General features: G+C 29.5%; 18 protein-coding genes. 17 read left to right on the top strand and 1 reads right to left on the bottom strand.

Going from position 1 to position 17,114, the window contains the following annotated elements; genetic code table 11:
- Positions 1-52: 52 nt before the first annotated feature.
- A complete protein-coding gene (gene murJ, locus BUB33_RS07180) occupies positions 53-1,561 on the bottom strand; it encodes a murein biosynthesis integral membrane protein MurJ (protein WP_072974875.1) in 1,509 nt (502 codons plus the stop codon).
- Between the two features lie 221 nt (positions 1,562-1,782).
- On the opposite strand from murJ, the gene BUB33_RS07175 reads away from it, so the two are divergent.
- The 17 genes from BUB33_RS07175 to BUB33_RS07095 all read left to right on the top strand — a co-directional run bounded on the left by BUB33_RS07175 (position 1,783) and on the right by BUB33_RS07095 (position 17,098).
- Positions 1,783-3,048: a GGDEF domain-containing protein gene (locus BUB33_RS07175; RefSeq protein ID WP_115322111.1), complete on the top strand. Its 1,266-nt coding sequence runs from the start codon at positions 1,783-1,785 to the stop codon at positions 3,046-3,048.
- A gap of 51 nt (positions 3,049-3,099) precedes the next feature.
- Positions 3,100-3,360, top strand: a complete 261-nt coding sequence (locus tag BUB33_RS07170; RefSeq protein ID WP_072974871.1) for a DUF2508 family protein — start codon at positions 3,100-3,102, stop codon at positions 3,358-3,360.
- Positions 3,361-3,430: 70 nt separating this feature from the next.
- Positions 3,431-3,691 carry a pro-sigmaK processing inhibitor BofA family protein gene (locus tag BUB33_RS07165; protein ID WP_072974869.1) on the top strand — a complete coding sequence of 87 codons (261 nt, stop codon included), beginning with the start codon at positions 3,431-3,433 and terminating at the stop codon, positions 3,689-3,691.
- A gap of 87 nt (positions 3,692-3,778) precedes the next feature.
- On the top strand, positions 3,779-4,417 hold the full coding sequence (locus tag BUB33_RS07160; RefSeq protein ID WP_072974866.1) for a 50S ribosomal protein L25: 639 nt from the start codon (positions 3,779-3,781) through the stop codon (positions 4,415-4,417).
- Between the two features lie 143 nt (positions 4,418-4,560).
- Positions 4,561-4,752, top strand: coding sequence for a sigma factor G inhibitor Gin (locus tag BUB33_RS07155; protein ID WP_072974864.1), 192 nt, complete (start codon positions 4,561-4,563; stop codon positions 4,750-4,752).
- A 197-nt stretch (positions 4,753-4,949) separates the two neighbouring features.
- Positions 4,950-6,365: an aminotransferase class I/II-fold pyridoxal phosphate-dependent enzyme gene (locus BUB33_RS07150; RefSeq protein WP_072975215.1), complete on the top strand. Its 1,416-nt coding sequence runs from the start codon at positions 4,950-4,952 to the stop codon at positions 6,363-6,365.
- A 16-nt stretch (positions 6,366-6,381) separates the two neighbouring features.
- The gene (gene tmk / locus BUB33_RS07145) at positions 6,382-7,011 is read left to right on the top strand and encodes a dTMP kinase (protein WP_200778155.1); all 630 of its coding nucleotides are present in this window, start codon (positions 6,382-6,384) and stop codon (positions 7,009-7,011) included.
- 4 nt (positions 7,012-7,015) lie between these two features.
- Positions 7,016-7,342: a cyclic-di-AMP receptor gene (locus BUB33_RS07140; RefSeq protein WP_072974860.1), complete on the top strand. Its 327-nt coding sequence runs from the start codon at positions 7,016-7,018 to the stop codon at positions 7,340-7,342.
- Positions 7,343-7,354: 12 nt separating this feature from the next.
- Positions 7,355-7,639 (top strand): cyclic-di-AMP receptor, encoded by a 285-nt coding sequence (locus BUB33_RS07135; RefSeq protein ID WP_072974857.1) that lies wholly within the window; start codon positions 7,355-7,357, stop codon positions 7,637-7,639.
- A 13-nt stretch (positions 7,640-7,652) separates the two neighbouring features.
- The gene (gene holB, locus BUB33_RS07130) at positions 7,653-8,621 is read left to right on the top strand and encodes a DNA polymerase III subunit delta' (protein WP_072974854.1); all 969 of its coding nucleotides are present in this window, start codon (positions 7,653-7,655) and stop codon (positions 8,619-8,621) included.
- Positions 8,622-8,635: 14 nt separating this feature from the next.
- Positions 8,636-9,535, top strand: coding sequence for a PSP1 domain-containing protein (locus BUB33_RS07125; protein ID WP_072974851.1), 900 nt, complete (start codon positions 8,636-8,638; stop codon positions 9,533-9,535).
- 97 nt (positions 9,536-9,632) lie between these two features.
- Positions 9,633-9,800, top strand: coding sequence for a DUF362 domain-containing protein (locus BUB33_RS07120; RefSeq protein ID WP_072974850.1), 168 nt, complete (start codon positions 9,633-9,635; stop codon positions 9,798-9,800).
- 49 nt (positions 9,801-9,849) lie between these two features.
- Positions 9,850-10,587, top strand: coding sequence for a tRNA1(Val) (adenine(37)-N6)-methyltransferase (locus BUB33_RS07115; protein WP_072974847.1), 738 nt, complete (start codon positions 9,850-9,852; stop codon positions 10,585-10,587).
- 1 nt (position 10,588) lies between these two features.
- Positions 10,589-11,419, top strand: a complete 831-nt coding sequence (gene rsmI, locus BUB33_RS07110) for a 16S rRNA (cytidine(1402)-2'-O)-methyltransferase (protein WP_072974845.1) — start codon at positions 10,589-10,591, stop codon at positions 11,417-11,419.
- 134 nt (positions 11,420-11,553) lie between these two features.
- Positions 11,554-12,498, top strand: coding sequence for a DNA double-strand break repair nuclease NurA (locus BUB33_RS07105; RefSeq protein WP_234950011.1), 945 nt, complete (start codon positions 11,554-11,556; stop codon positions 12,496-12,498).
- Between the two features lie 13 nt (positions 12,499-12,511).
- Complete coding sequence (locus BUB33_RS07100; RefSeq protein ID WP_072974842.1) at positions 12,512-14,350, top strand: ATP-binding protein; 1,839 nt, start codon at positions 12,512-12,514, stop codon at positions 14,348-14,350.
- Positions 14,351-14,509: 159 nt separating this feature from the next.
- Complete coding sequence (locus tag BUB33_RS07095; RefSeq protein WP_072974840.1) at positions 14,510-17,098, top strand: HD domain-containing phosphohydrolase; 2,589 nt, start codon at positions 14,510-14,512, stop codon at positions 17,096-17,098.
- The last annotated feature ends 16 nt before the right edge of the window (positions 17,099-17,114 follow it).

Genomic DNA, 17,114 nt, shown 5'->3' with positions numbered 1-17,114 from the left:
GGATTAGCTGTCTTGTCCATTTTTGATCAATACAAAATATATATTTTAGCTTTTATACCTTTGAAGGTAAAATTTTATATACGCCAATATATACAATTATTCCAATAATAGTAGATAATACTATATCTATTATATCTGCTAAAAATAAATTATCTAATAGTGCTGAGATTATAATATGAGTTAAGAATACGGTTCCTGCCATAATTACGGTTGTAAATCCAATTTTAAGTGTGATGTTTTTTAAATTTTCATTTTCTATAATAAATAGTTTTCGATTTAAATCAAAAACCCCATATAATAGAGCTACTATAATAGAAATACTCGTACCTAATGCAATTCCGCCAATCCCCATAATCGGAGCAAGTGATAAATTTAGGATTGTATTTATAACCAGTGCAGTTAAACCAATAATCACAGGAGTTTTCATATCTTGAATTGAATAATAAGCTCTTGCAATTAATGGGATAATCGCCATAGCTACTAATCCAAAGCCATAATATGATAATACCTTTGATGTTAAAATTGATGCATTTACATCAAAAGCACCTCTTTGAAAGATGATTTTAACTATTGGTTTTGACATAATTATCAATATAATAGATACAGGTATTGATATAATTGTTAAGAGTTTCATTCCATTCCTTATTTCATTTCTAAAATCTTCCTCATCATCTTTATTATAAGTTTCAGATAGTATAGGAAATATAACTGTAACTATAGCAGCAATAAACACTCCTAAGAATAGTTCCATTATTCCTTTTGCATAGCTTAGCTCAGCAATATTACCTACAGAAAGTGTAGATGCTACTGCATTATCAATGGAGGTATTTAGTTCATTAATTCCAACACCAGCAATTATGGGAATCAGATAATATCTTAATTTCTTTATATATTTATCCTTTAAATCAAACTGCCAACTATATTTAAATTCATTTGCTCTAAGTCCTTTTCTAAATATATATATTTGGAAGACACCTGCTATGGTTCCAACAAGCATAAAACCCTTTAGTGCAAAAGTCTTTGCAAAAAACAATAAATAGATTATATATAAAATACTACTTGCAAACCTTCCCTTAGGACCCCCCTTAAAAGAATGTACTGATTGCAAAAATCCACCAAATATTGCGTTTAACCAAGACAGAGAGATAATTGGAAGACCTATTCTAAATAATTGAATTGTATCCTTTAATTCTTCTCCCTTAAAGCCTGGACCGAAGACTTCAATAATAAAAGGGGCTCCTATAAATCCTATTAGAATGATAATGAAAGAAAATAGCATTGTAATATTTATTAAATTATTAGTATAATTTACTTTTCTTTCTATTCCATGTCGTTCCTGTATTTCTTGCAATAAAGGTATAGTTCCAATGATTATCCCATCACTTACAAGCCCTGTGAAAAGCATAACTGTACTAAAGGCTAATAAATAGGAGTCCATCTTATAGTTGGCTCCTATTTTTGATGCAGTAAGGATTTCTTTAATAAAGGATAAGATTTTAGTAGCTATACCAAAATAAATAATATATAATGTCGATTTTTTCATTGCTGCTTTTCTTTTCATTGTATCTTCCACCTGCTTTAAACTATAAATGTCCATTTAATTATAACATAAATACTATATCATATGAAAAAACAGTTGTGAAGATTATGTTAATATAAGAACCGAGGAATTTATTTAGTAAAAAATTCAGATTAATGCAAAAAAGAAATAAAAAATAGGACTAAATACCTAAGATATGGTATAATTAAAGTCAGCTCTTATATCTAATATATTTAAAGGTGATGAGTGAAAATATGGAAGAATTGAGATTGAAAAAATATGATAATATTAAAACCTGCTTTAAAATACTTATATCATTATGGGTTTTTATATTTATAGTTGTAATTATCTATTCAAATTATCAAATGTATTCCTATGTAGAGAATGAAATAGGCAATAATGCTATTACTTTAGGCACATACATTGCTAATACAGTAAAATTAAGTAATGAGGAATACCTGTATTTAAAGTCAATTACCTTTAGAGAATTATTAGATAGTGAAATAAACAAAGAGTTTGAAAAAACTCTTAAAAATGTAATGGATATTTCTGATTATAAATATGTATATTTAATATCTCGATTAGAAGAAAATGAAAAGAAATATGGTAAAGAAGTTATTTATTTACTAGATGCAGTTTGTAATATGGAAACAAGAATAAAAGAAGCAAAGGATAGGAACTATTATGATGATATAATTAGATATGATATGTCTGATGGATTATTTAAGGAAGTTGAAAAAACAAAGATTCCATCTTATAAAATAGCAAAAAATAAATGGGGAGAATATATTTATGCTTATATTCCATTTTATACAGTTGAAGGTAACTATATCGGATTAATAGGTATTGATATGGACATAAAAGAACTTAAAAAGACAAGAGATAAATATAAGGAAGTAATAAGGATTAATATAATAGTAAACTTCATGGTTGGATTGTTATCTTTTTCCTTGTATTGTTATATGAAAAAAGTACATAATGATTTAAAGAAAGAAGCACATCTTTCTGGAATTGATGATCTTACTCATGTATTTAATAGAAGAAAATTTAATCAAATATTTATAGAACTGTGGGAAAGGGCAAAAATGTATGGACAAAATATGTCTTTAATGCTTATAGACTTAGATTATTTCAAAGAATTCAATGATAATTATGGACATTTTGCAGGAGACAATATGTTAAAAAGCATAGGAGAAATTTTAGAAAAGGAATCCTCGAAACATGGAGGCTATGTTTGCAGATATGGGGGAGATGAGTTTGTGATTTTATTCCCTAACTTGGATATTACCAAGGCAGAAGAGGCAGGAAATAATATCTTAGTAGCTATAAATAATGCCAGAATAGAGCATCAGTATTCACCAATAGGAGAATTTCAAACTGCAAGTATTGGTGTAACAAGTATGATTCCCAAGGATGGAATAAATATAAATGAATTCTTTAATTATGCAGATGCTGCTCTTTATTTATCCAAAAGATATGGAAGAAATAAAGTTTCAGTTTGGAGATAGAGGTATATACCCCCTAGTTTTTGTCAATGATAAATATTAGGGGGTGTTATTATGTTAAGTTTTATAAAGAAGGAAAAAAGAGATTTAAGAGAAGAAATGTTAGATAATTTGAGATTGGCACATAGACAATGGAAAGATAAAGAAAACTACTTTGAAAGTGTTACAGATCCAGATTTAATAGATTATGCTATATATGATATGGAAGCATCCAAACTTAAATATATATATTTATTAAAGCAGATGAAGGAATGGGACATGAGTTCTAAACTCCAAGAAGAATCAAAAGATGAAGATATTTCTATTAGTGGCTAGTACAAAAATATGTAATATTTCCTTAAATTCCTCTATAATTATAGTATAATAAGAATTAGGGGGGAAGAAAATGGGAGTAAGTACAATTTTTTATTATATCATGGGATTGTTTTTATTATATATTGTAGGAATTATACTTGTATGGCCAATTAAGAAAATAATCAAATTAATATGGAATGGAGTTTTAGGAGGAATAACATTATTACTTTTCAATTTCATAGGAAATTACTTTGGACTAAGCATAGTTATTAATCCCTTAAATGCTATTATAGTAGGATTCCTAGGAGTTCCGGGAGTAATATTATTATTAGTACTTCAAATGATGATATAATAAATATACATGGTTAATATTTGCCCAAATAATCAGAATATGATATGCTATTAAGGTATACTATAAAAAGAATAGGGGGTATATTACATGACAGCTATAAAAATGCAGATACAGAAGAGGACAGATTCTGGAAAAAATCCAGTAAAAAAAATGAGAAAAAATAATGTTATACCTGCAGTTGTATATAGCAGGGGTGGAGAAACTGTTAGCGTTTCAGTAGACTCATCAGAATTTTTAAGAGTATATAAATCAGCAGGAAGTTCATCTTTATTGGGATTGGAATTAGAAGGTGAAAAAATACCAGCTATTATAAAAGAAATACAACGAGATCCTGTAAAAAATCGAATACTTCATGTTGATTTCCAAAAATTAAATATGGATGAAAAGGTAAAAATGACTGTTCCAATTGTATTGCTTAATAGGGACAATATAAAACTTCAACCTTCAATTCTAACTCAAATACTAGATCAAATTGAAATTGAATGTTTACCTTCTAATATTCCAAATGGTGCAGAAGTTGACGTGGCAGACATGGATTTTACAACGCCAATTATGGTGAAAGATTTAAGTTTGGCTAAGGATAGTAAAGTTACAATATTAAGAGAGCTTGATGATGTAGTTTGTACACTAAGCCAACCATCCATAAATAAAGAAGATGAAGATGAGGGTGGAGATATACCAGAGGCAACGGAAGCAGCACCAGATGTAATTGAATCTGAAGAATAATATAATGACCCATAAGGAGTTTTCTTTATGGGTTTTTTATTTTTAATACTTACCCCTTGCCAAGCACGAAATAAATTAATCTGAATAAAATATAGTATTAGGGCAATAATTCTAATGGGAAACTAATGTAAGGGGCTGATTATATGTATTGTAAAATATGTGGCAGTGATAATGTAATGATAAGTTTATTTAGCCAATGCATTTGTAAAAAATGCATAGATGAAATTACAGGCATATCTGTATTTGATGAAACCTATGATTTATATAAAAATCTGATTAGAATTTTGTTAGGATATTACATATCAGAAAAGCATCAACTAAACCCTGTAAATTAATACAGGGTTTTTTAAATTTATGGTTTATATATTGATAAAAGTGATATATAATAAGTAAGAAAAACTTCTAAAAATGTACTAGAGGTAGTTTTTCTTGAAACTCATTGACGGAAATTTCTAAAATGAAAAAGAGAAAAGTAGAAATTTCCTATTCGTTATAAGAAAATTTATTTTTGTTAGGAGGATGATGTTTGGGAATGAAAACTCCCGTATTTGATGCATTAAAGAAATTGATGGAAGAAGATAGTGTATTTTTTCATATGCCTGGGCATAAAGGTAAAAATACTTTAATTAATTGGGGTGACTATATACCCTATATAGACACAACAGAGACAGAAGGAATGGATAATTTGCTGGATCCAAGGAGCATTATAGATGAAAGTCAAGAATTAGCATCTAAAGTCTTTGGTGCAAAACATACACAGTATGCAGTAAATGGTTCAACTGGAAGCATATATATAGCTTTGGCTACAATAACTAAACCTGGAGATAAAATATTAGTTCAGAGAAACTGTCATAAAGCAGTATATAATGCCATGATATTAAATAGACTAAATCCAGTATATATGTATCCAAATTATAATGAAGAATACAATGTAATGACTGGTTTAGATCCAGATGAAATAGATAATATTTTATCTGAAGATGAAGGGATTAAAGCAGTAGTTATAACATATCCCAACTATTATGGAGTATGCTCAGATTTAGAAACTATAGCAAATATAATTCACAAACATAATAGAATATTAATGGTTGACGAAGCTCATGGACCTCATATGACATTTTCAGAAAAGCTTCCTAAACCAGCCTTAGCCTGTGGAGCAGATATAGTAATTCACAGCACACATAAGACCCTGGCAAGTTTTACCCAAACGTCAATGATTCATGTAGGAACTAATAGAGTGGATTTAAATAAACTTAGGGATAGATTTCAATTGTATACCACTACTTCCCCATCATATTTATTCACTGCATCAAATGAAATAGCAACAGCCTATATGGATACAGAAGAAGCAAGGAAAAAATTAGAGTGGAATATAAATAAATGTGAAGAAACAATAAAAAGACTTAATGCTATAGATAGAGTATTTGTATTTACTGGTGATGAAAATGATAAGACAATATTTGCTAAAGATAATACAAAAATTCTATTTAGAATAGATGGTATGAGAGGTTCTCAAGTAAAGAAGCAATTATATTCTAAATATAATATAAGATTAGAAATGACCGATTATTATTATGCTTTAGCCCTTACATCTTTTATGAATGAAGAAGAGGACTATGAAAGATTAATAGCTGCAGTAGAGGACTTGGCAAGAACTACTCCTTATGAAGATATAACACCAGTTAGTATCAAGCTGCCAACTCCACAATTTATAATGCCTATATATGAAGCATATCATAGCAGTAAAAAACAAGTGGAATTAAAATACAGTATAGGAAAAGTATCTGCAACTTCCATTATTCCATATCCACCGGGAGTACCATTAGTAGTGCCAGGTGAGGAAATAACTCAAGAATTATATGAACAAATTACTTTCTTAATGGAAAACGGTATAGAAATAGTAGGCTTAATGGGCTATAATAAAGATAGATTAGTTGTAGTGGAATAAGAAAGGAAGATATTTGGTGAGAGGACTTTTTATAGCTTTAGAAGGACCAGATGGCTCAGGTAAATCAACAATAATAAAATTAATAGGGAATTATTTAAAAGATAAGGGCATAGAATTTGTAATGACTAGAGAACCAGGAGGTACTTTAATAGGAGAAGAAATCCGCCATATTATTCTAGATAAGAAAAATATTAATATGGGAGCTGAAACAGAAGCCCTACTCTATGCAGCATCTAGAGGACAACATATCCATGAAAAAATACTACCTTCTTTAGAATCAGGGAAGATTGTACTGTGTGACAGATTTGTTCTATCCAGTTTAGCTTATCAAGGTGTAGGAAGAAATTTGGGAATCGAGGAAGTAAAGAGTATAAATGATTTTGCAATAAAAGGAGTGTATCCTGATTTAATACTTTTTTTCCATGTTGACCCAGAAATTACCCTAGAGAGAAAAACTCAGAATGGAGGGGACAGGCTAGAAGAAGAAGGTAATGATTTTCATAGAACAGTTTATGAAGGCTATATGGAGCTTTTGAAAATGTACCCAAAGAATATAAAGATTATAGATGCTACTAAATCAATAGAAGAGGTTCTTAGGGAAAGTATTAAAGAAGTTGAAGATTTACTAACTAAGAAAAGGGAGTGAAGAGATGAAACTCATAATATGTATAGTTCAGGATCAAGATGCAGGAGCTTTAATTGATGATTTAACAGAGAAAGAATTTAGAGTTACTAAATTATCATCAACAGGAGGATTTTTAAAATCAGGAAATACTACGCTTCTAATAGGAACAGATGAAGAAGAGTTACCTTCTGCAATAAATATAATAGAGGAAAACTGCAAGACTAGGGAACTTACAACATCTCTCCTTACAGTTACAATGCCAGGAGATACTTATATACCATTCCCCTTAGAAGTAAAGGTTGGAGGAGCGACAGTATTTATACTTGACGTAGATAAACATATTAAAATTTAAGGAGTGGGTTCTTTGAAACTTATTATTGCTATAATTCAGGATGAATATATTACAAAAGTTATAAGAACTTTAATGGAAAATAAAATAAGGACTACAAAACTGTCCTCAACAGGTGGTTTTCTAAAATCAGGAAATACTACACTTTTCATAGGTGTAGAAGATAATAAAGTAGATGAAGTAGTAGAATTAATAAGAAAAGAATGTTCTAGTAAGAAAGTAAAATCTGGAAATGATGAAATAACCGTTGGGGGTGCCAACTTATTTGTAATGGATATAGATAAATATATGAAGATATAGATTGAGGGATATTATGGATTTTAAACAAATAATTGGACATGAAAAGCAAATAGAGGCTTTAAAAAACTCCATAAGAAATAAAAGTATTAGTCACTGTTATTTATTTGAAGGAGAAAAAGGCTTAGGCAAGAAAAATTTGGCCCTAGCCTTTTCTAAAACCCTTCTTTGCAAAGAAGGACAAGCTGAGCCATGTAACATATGTAATCAATGTATAAAATTTGATACTTACAATCATCCAGATTTTAAACTTTTATCCCCTGAAAAAGGTATTATAAAAAAAGAAGAAGTTGAAAAGCTAATTAAATCAATGGCAACTGCACCCTTTGAAGGTAAAAGAAAGGTATTTGTTATTGATGATTGTGATATGATGAGATCAGAAAGTCATAATGCCCTGTTAAAAACCTTAGAAGAACCTCCAGAATATGTAAATATTATTTTGATAACATCTAGTAGTAGCAAATTACTTCCTACAATATTATCAAGATGTCAAATAATTAAATTTTATCCATTGTCTATTCCTAAGATAATAGAACTACTGATAAAAGACTATGGAGTTGATGAAGCTAAGGCTAAGTTTATTGCAGGTTTTACAAAAGGCTCTGTAGAAAACTCTATTGAATTAGCTAAGTCCAAGAGTTTCTTTGATAAAAGAGAGGAAGTTATAAGAGTAATAGATAGTTTAATAAAGGGTGATAAGACAAAGGTTTTTACCTCTATTAACTTTTTCAATGAAAACAAGGAAGATATAGATGAAATATTAGATATTATTATCTATTGGTTTAGAGATTTAATTATTTATAAAGAAGTAGGTACTACATCCTTATTGATAAATGAAGACAAACTCCATATGTTATCTGAGGAATCCTTTATGGATTTAAATAAAATTAATGATATAATATATAGAGTAGAGGATACTAAAATAAATATTAAAAGAAATGTTAATTTTAGTCTATCTATAGAAACTATGCTTCTAAGTATATAGGAGGAATTATATTTATGGTAACAGTAGTAGGAGTGAGGTTTAAGAAAGCAGGCAAAATCTATTATTTTGACCCTGATGATATAGATGTTAAATTTAATGACTTTGTAGTAGTAGAAACAGCTAGGGGAGTAGAATTTGGTCATGTAGTAGTAGGACAAAAGGAAATTCAAGAGAGTGAAATAGTAGCTCCATTAAAAAAAGTTATCAGAGTAGCTTTAGATGAAGACTTTGATATCCATAGAGAGAATAAGAAAAAGGCAAATGAAGCAATTGCAATATGTCAGCAAAAAGTGGAAGAACATGGACTATCTATGAAATTAGTGGATGTAGAATATACATTTGATAATAATAAAGTAATATTTTATTTTACTGCTGATGGAAGAGTGGATTTTAGAGAATTAGTAAAGGATTTAGCAGCTATATTTAAAACTAGAATAGAACTTAGACAAATAGGAGTACGAGATGAAGCAAAAATGGTAGGTGGTATAGGACCATGTGGTAAAGTAGTATGTTGTGGACAGTTCTTAGGAGAATTTGAGCCTGTATCTATAAAAATGGCTAAAGAACAATCCTTATCTTTAAATCCTACTAAAATATCAGGACTTTGCGGAAGACTTATGTGTTGTTTGAAATATGAGCATGAAGTATATGAGGAACTATTGGTGAAAATGCCTCAAATTGGTGCTATAGTTATTACTCCCGAGGGAAGGGGAACAGTTGTAGAAACCTTTACATTACTTGAAAAGGTTAAGGTGAAAGTAAGATTAAAAGATAATACAGATGATTTATTATATTTTCACATACAGGATATTGAAGATACTGGACAAATAGATGCTGCATATGAAAAAGTAATAGAATCAGTTAATGAAATAATAGAGGAAGTAGAAATAGATATTAAGTCTTTAGAAGATTAATAAAAATTAAATAAATTTAAAACCTCTTTTAATATTCCTTGAAATCTGTTAAAATGAAATCGTATTAATATACAAGCATAATAAGGGGGTGAAATAATTGGCATATAAAATTCATGATGATTGTATCGCATGTGGCGCTTGCCAAGCAGAATGCCCAGTAGACGCTATATCTGCAGGAGATATTTATGTAATAGACCCTGAAAAATGTATTGAATGTGGTGCATGTGCTAACGTTTGTCCAGTAGACGCACCTAAACCAGAATAGTACTTATAAAAAAGACCCATAAGGGTCTTTTTTGTTAAAGGAGAAGGTCATGTTAAAAGAAAATGAGAGAATAGATATAATTCCAGGATCTGATTTTAAAATAATACAAAACAAGGAGAAGTTTTCCTATGGAACTGATGCCATATTCCTATCCCACTTTGCAAAATCTAAGGGGAAAGTAGTAGACTTAGGAACTGGAACGGGAATTATACCTTTGAGGCTATATGCAAAGGATAAAGTGGATATAATTTATGGTGTAGAAATTCAAGAGGAAGTAGCAAACATGGCAAGAAGATCCATAAAATTAAATAATCTAGAAGAAAAGATTATTATCCTAAATATGGATTTAAAGGAGTTACCAGAAAAATTTGGAAAGAATACAGTAGATACTATTACAACAAATCCTCCATATATGAAGTTAGGGGGAGCATTAATAAATCCACAGGAGAACTTTGCTATATCCCGTCATGAAATAGCTTGTACTCTTGAGGATATAATCAAAGTTACAGAATATCTATTAAAGCCTCTTGGAAAATTTTATATGGTACATAGACCAGATAGATTAGTAGATATAATCTATTTACTTAGAAAATATAATATAGAACCAAAATACATAAGATTTATTCAACCTAAAATATGTAAAAAACCAAATTTAATATTAATAGAGGCAGTGAAGAATGGTAAACCTGATTTGAAATTTTACGAACCATTAATAGTATATAATGAAGATGGAACATATACAGATGAAATCTATAAGATATATGGAAGTTATTCAAAGGAGAGATAAAATGGAAAGTGGAACTTTATACATATGTCCTACTCCTATTGGCAATCTTGAGGATATTACCCTTAGGACTATTAGGATATTGGGAGAAGTAGATTTAATTGCTGCTGAAGATACAAGGCATACTGTTAAGCTATTAAATCATTATAATATTAAAAAACCCATTACATCCTATCATAAGTACAATATAAAGGAAAAGGGAATTGAATTAATAGAAAAATTAAATCAAGGAGAAAACATTGCCTTGGTATCAGATGCTGGGATGCCAGGCATATCTGACCCAGGACAAGAACTTATAAGACAAGCAATTGATTATGGTATAGAAGTAATAGGTCTTCCGGGAGCTACAGCTTCCATAACTGCTTTAGTAATTTCTGGTTTGCCTACAGATAAGTTTATTTTTGAAGGATTTTTATCTTCTAAAAAAGGAGAAAGAAAAAAAGAACTTCAAAGGATTAAGGAATATAGAAAAACAACAATTATATATGAAGCACCTCATAGACTAATAAATTTATTAGAAGATATAAAAGAGATATTAGAAGATAGACAGATTTCTATTTCTAGGGAGCTAACTAAAAAGTATGAAGAAACTTTTCGTGGTACAGCAGCTGAAGCTTTGGAAAAATTTCAAAACTCTGGTATAAAGGGTGAATTTGTATTAATAGTTGATGGAAATCATGAAGAAAAAGAAGTTGAAGAAATTGATATAAAGGGATTGTTAAATCAATATATAAATGAAGGACTTACAAAAAAAGAAGCAGTAAAAAAGATATCAGAGGAGTATAATATACCTAAAAATTTGGTATATAAAGAAAGCATTAGAATCAGTGAATAGTTTGTAGTAAGGTTTGGGGCATTTTAATCTTTCCAACTATTAGTTATTTCCTATTATATATTAACTATTCACTAAACTAAGGAGTGATTATTATTTATACCATACATAATGAATTAAAAGAAAAGATATCTAATTTGAACAATTTAATACAAGACAAATACAAGGAAGTATTGTCTTTAGATAAGAATATATTAAGAGAATTTATAAAGGAAAATATAGGTTCTATAAAATCAATGAAAAAATTAGAAAACAATCATTTAGCTCTATATGAAGCCAAAGGTGGTATAGTGGGAGTTGATGGCTCTACAAATAGAAAAGGTGGGGCTTATCCTCATTTTGTAGATGTTTTTCAGGGTCTAGCAAAGTCAACTATAATGAAAGATGAGCCTATATTTAAAGCAGATATATATACTCCTTTATTTTCAGATATGGAAAAAAATATATTGGAAGAAGAGGAAAAAATAACATTAGATAAGAGAAATAGACTATTAGCTGGTATAGAAGTAGAAGTTGCTCTGGAGAGTGCTAAGAGATTTAAACCCTATGCCATACTTATGGATGGTTCACTTATTAGATATAATATAGATGCCTATGATTTATGGGTAGAATTAAGGGAAGAATGTGAAAGCCAAGGTATCCTTTTAGTTGGAGTTATTAAAGACATAAAGACCTCTATTATAGGAGACAAGCTAGGAGAGATTTATCCTAAAATGAATATAAACGCCTATGACAGAGAGTTGCTTTTTGGTCTATTAGAGTATGGTGAAATGATAATCATAGATGATGAAACCAACAAGAAGAAGAAAGCAGGATATTCTTCTGTGTTTATGAGGTCTTCACTAGCTCCTAGTGTTATAGGAATGGACATCATAGATAGCCAGAAGGAATATTTAGAGGAAATGGGAAGGTTAGTTTTCACTTTAACTCCTGAAAATAGCAGAGGTGTACCTCTGTGGCTGGATATAGTAGATAAAGAGGTTAAAATATCCGATGCTATGATAAATGGTCTTATGGAAAGATATATGGATAGGGATTTATATGAAAGGTTTTTTATATCAGAAAGAGCAAAGAGAAACTAAGCGGGGTGATTAAATGAAAGTAGTAGGTATTACAACTCAACAAGAGGTTTTCATAGGTTCAAAGACTAGAAATTTTAGAATAAACGAGTTTTTAATAATAGAAGACCCTTACCAAGGGGAGCTAATGGGAGAAGTTGTAGAGGCAAAGACCTTCAATAGATATATACCTCTAAATATAGCAGGAGATTTTGTAGATTCTTCTGTATTAGAATCCTTAAAGACTTTAGGATATAACATAGATGAAGAAACCATTTATATAGCAAAGGTAAGGCTTTTAAATGAAGCTTTATATCCAGTACAAACTGGCTCAGATATTAGATTGCCAGAATTCCATGAGGTAAAGGAACTAATGCTCAGAACTAAAAAAGAAGAAGGATTAGTATTAGGAGTAATTAGAAATACAGATGATATGGCAATAGGAATGGATGATGAGTATAAAAATCTTTTATATACATTTGAAGAAAGTGGACTATGTCCTCAAAGAGAGATACCCTATATTTTAGATATAAAGTCTATGCATCATTATCCTCATATAGGAGTATTTGGTGGATCGGGTTCAGGTAAATCCTTTGGACTTAGAGTGCTGTTAGAGGAATTGATGAAGCAAAATATACCTACCATAGTATTGGATCCCCATTTTGAAATGGATTTTAGTCAAATAGCCCCATATTTAGAGGAAAATACAATAAGTTTTGAAGACAAATTTAAGTGCTTACAAGTAGGATATCATGTGGGAGTTAAATTTGAAGATTTAAATGCTCAGGATTTGAAAAATTTATTAGATGCTGCCTCAAATCTCACTGATGCTATGAACAATGTAGTAGATATATTATTTAAAAGAAAAGATTCTCTTCATAGTTTTTATACAAGAATGCAGATGTTAACAGATGCCCAAGAAGAAGGCTCTATTGATAGAATAGATAATAGAATTAATTATGCTGATTCAGATGAAGAAAAAAAGGCATGGGAGAGAAGAAAAGAAGTTTATCTAAAATATGACAAAACTTGTCCATATAATTCTGTAAAAGGAATAATGTGGAGATTAAAGAGATTAGATAATGAAGGCATATTTTCTAAAGATATACGTGAAATAGAGGAAGGACTTCAACGAGGAAAACTAATGGTAATTCAGGGGAATACTAGAATATTACAAGTCTTTAGTACCTATTTATTAAATAATCTTTATCATAAGAGGAGAGATTATAAGGATGCACTATATAAAAAGACTCATGCTGAATATTTTCCACCATTTATAGTAGTTACAGATGAGGCTCATAATTTTGCACCAAAGGGATATGACTCCCCATCTAAATCTATATTAAAGGAAATATCTCAAGAAGGAAGAAAATATGGTGCATTTCTAATTTTAGCAACTCAAAGACCTACATTATTAGATGAAACCATTACAGCCCAGCTAAATACTAAATTTATATTTAGAACTGTTAGAGCATCAGATATACAGACTATAAAGGAAGAAACAGACCTTACAATGGAAGAAACTAGAAGACTTCCATATTTAAGAACAGGAGATGTATTTATTTCATCTGCTTCCATGGGAAGAACAATATTTGCAAGAATTAGAGCCGCCATTAGTTCTACTCCCCATGCTGAAAATCCATTTGATGAGTTGAAAAACAAGGGAAAAGAAGATGATGAAAAATTCATGGAGATTATAGCTGAAAAATTTCCTATAAATGATACAGACTTAATCCATGTAATTATGGAAATAGAAAAAGAAGAAAATATTACCATGACTATAGAATCCTTAGAAGAGAGATTAAAACAAATGGTAGAGAAGGGATATTTAAAAAAAGAAGAAACCATATTTGGATATAGATATAAACAAATATAGAAATAAAAAAGATTGTTTGAATTATCAAACAATCTTTTTTATTTCTATATAATATTCAGAAAAAACTATCTATTTAAGTGAGAAATAGGTAAATACTGGGTATAAGTAATTATATTAAAATAAACTTCTGCTTAATATTAATATGTTGAGGTGGCTAATATGAAAATCATACAGAAAAAGTTTTATTTATTTGGTATAATACTTACTTTAATTGTGGCTATAGGATTAGTAATTCAATATACATATCTAAATAAGGCTATAACTAATCATAAGGAATTGGATATGACTAAATCTATAGAACATTTAGGGGCTCAAATAAATAGTAATTTAGAATATCACAGTCAATATACTATTGCAGCTTCAGCCTTTATATCTACAGGACATTATTCAGACAATGAAATTGTAGAATATTTTAAAGCCCTTGTAGAAAATAATTCAGCAATCAAATATATGTATTTTGGCGATACAAATAATAAATTTATAATCTCCAATGATTGGATTCCTCCCGATGATTATGATTCAAGAAAAAGAGAGTGGTATATAAAGGCAAAGGAAGAAAAAGCATTAGTATTTTCAAATACGTATGTAGATGCCGTAGATGGAAATTTAGTAGTCTCCATATCAAAACCTATATATAATAAAAATGGAGAACTATTAGGTGTTGTAGCTTCTGATATTAGTATGGAAGGAATTATGGAAATAATGAAGGATACTAGAATTAAAGATTTAGGATATTCTTTTTTAATAGATAATGCAGGAAATATAATTGCCCATCCTAGATATAAATATGACCTAGAGTCTGAATTAATTAATATAAATTCAATAAGTGATAATATACATGAAGAACTACAAGAAACTAAGAGTGGGAAAATAGAGGTAGAGTTAGATGGAGTTTTAGGCTACTTATCATATCAGCCTGTAGAAAAAACTGATTGGATTATTGGAAATTTCATGTCTTTAGAAGAATTTAGAGGGAAAGATAGAAATGCTTTAAGAATTTTTTTGATTGCTTTAGCTATAGCCATAATTATATTTACTTCATTTACTTATTTACAAAGAGTAAATTTTCTAGTCCCTGTACATAATTTGGACAAGGATATTAGTGTAATCAATATTGAAGAAAATATTGGATATAGAATACCAATAAAAACAAATGATCCCTTCATAGAACTGAGAAAGACCATTAATTTAGTATTAAGTAAAACACAAGATTTTTTTGAACAAACTGAACAAAGTACAGAAGAAATAATGGCTCAAAATGAAGAATTAGAAGCTTCATATGGACAACTAGCAGCCATGGAAGAAGAAATAAGAGATCAGTATGAAAGGCTTATTAAATCTGAAAAGGAATTAAAGAAAGCATTAGAAAAGAATAAAGCTATAATAGAGGTTTTACCAGATATACTATTTATAATTAATAAAGATGGAAAGTTTATTGAAGCAGAAGCGTCCTATAGTAAGGAGTTGTACTTTGCAAGAGAAGAGTTTCTAAATAAAACAGTTGGAGAAGTATTTACATCTGAAATAGGGGATATTGCAATGAAGAAAATAAAAAGGGCATTAGAGAATAATACAGTGGAAAATTTTGAATATGAATTTGAGGAGTCGGGAGATATTCAGAATTATGAAATTAGAATAGTAAAACTTAATGATAATGAAGTAGTTTCTATAACTAGGAATATAACGGATAAAAAGAAAATGGAAGATAAATTAATAAAGTTATCTTATAGAGATCAACTAACAGGATTATATAATAGAAGGTTCTTTGAAGAAGAGCTAAGAAGATTAGATACACCTGAAAATCTTCCTTTAACCCTTGTAATGGCAGATGTAAATGGACTTAAACTCATAAATGACTCTTTTGGTCATAAAACAGGAGATAAATTGCTTCAGGATATAGGAGATATAATAGAAGAAGGTTGTAGGGAAAATGATATTGTAGCAAGAATAAGTGGAGATGAATTTTTAATTATTCTACCTCAGACAGATGAAACAGAAGCAGAAGAAATTATAAAGAGAATAAAAAAACTAAGTAAGGAAAAAAATATTTCAGATGAGAAGTTAACTAATATAGAGCTATCAGTATCATTTGGAGTTGGAACTAAATATAATTTTGATACTGATATTTCAAATATATTTAAAAAAGCAGAAGATAATATGTATGCTCATAAACTATTTGAAGGTCCTAGTATGAGAAGCAAGACCATAGAAACCATAATGATGACCTTATATGAAAAAAATAAAAGAGAAGAAGAACATTCTAAAAGAGTAGCAATTATTTCTAAAGAGCTGGGCAATGCTTTAGGTATGGAAGAAGAAAAACTAAAGGAAATTGAAAATGCTGGATTATTACATGATATAGGTAAAATTGCAATTAATGAAGCTATTTTGGATAAACCTGGATACCTTACTGATGAAGAATATCATGAAATGAAGAAGCATCCTGAAATTGGATATAGAATACTTAGTACAGTAAATGAAATGTCTCAAATAGCTAAATATGTACTTTATCATCATGAAAGATATGATGGGAAAGGGTATCCCAAAGGATTAAAGGGGGAAGAGATTCCTCTAATATCAAGAATTATAACTATTGCAGATTCCTATGATGCAATGGCAAGTGACAGGGCATATAGAAAAGCTTTATCAGATGAAGAAATATTAGAAGAGTTTATGAAAAATTCAGGGACTCAATTTGATCCTAATTTAGTAAAAATATTTGTAGAAAAGTTTCTTAGGATAAAATGAAAACAATATTAAAATA

Origin of the sequence: Tissierella praeacuta DSM 18095 (assembly GCF_900128955.1) — a bacterium.
Taxonomy (GTDB): Bacteria; Bacillota; Clostridia; order Tissierellales; family Tissierellaceae; genus Tissierella; species Tissierella praeacuta.
This window is presented reverse-complemented; position numbering and strand designations above follow the sequence as displayed.